Genomic DNA, 375 nt, shown 5'->3' with positions numbered 1-375 from the left:
CAGGGACGCTGGGATCTTAGAATCCGTACAAGGAAACCGACTCACTTCACATCCTTATTTGAATCAGTTTAGTATGTTGGATCTTCGAGATCGTGTATAAGAAAGTGGAATCGATGAGGCACTGTGAAGACTTCTATGAATGGTCAAAAGGAGGAAACAAGATGAGTTATGTAATGGCGTTTGATGTCAGTATGGGAAAAAGCGCGGTGGTGATCTATGACGACAATCAGCAGTGTCATTACGAAGGTGAAGTGGAACATACAACAGTGGGGTTCCGTTCACTAAAAGAACAGATTAATTTAGTTAGGAAACTAGACGGTCAACTACCAGAAATCGTATTCGAGGCAACCGGTGTTTATTCGCAGGGCCTAGAGC

At 43.2% G+C, this 375-nt stretch carries 1 protein-coding gene; it reads left to right on the top strand.

The window, feature by feature from the left end:
- Positions 1-161: 161 nt before the first annotated feature.
- Positions 162-375 (top strand): IS110 family transposase (locus H7J92_RS09455; protein WP_221836715.1); only part of this gene is annotated, 214 nt, incomplete at its 3' end.

The organism is Sporosarcina aquimarina (assembly GCF_019748715.1).
Classification (GTDB): domain Bacteria; phylum Bacillota; class Bacilli; order Bacillales_A; family Planococcaceae; genus Sporosarcina; species Sporosarcina newyorkensis.
Note: the sequence above shows the minus strand (reverse complement) of the source record. Positions and strands in the feature narration are given on the sequence as shown.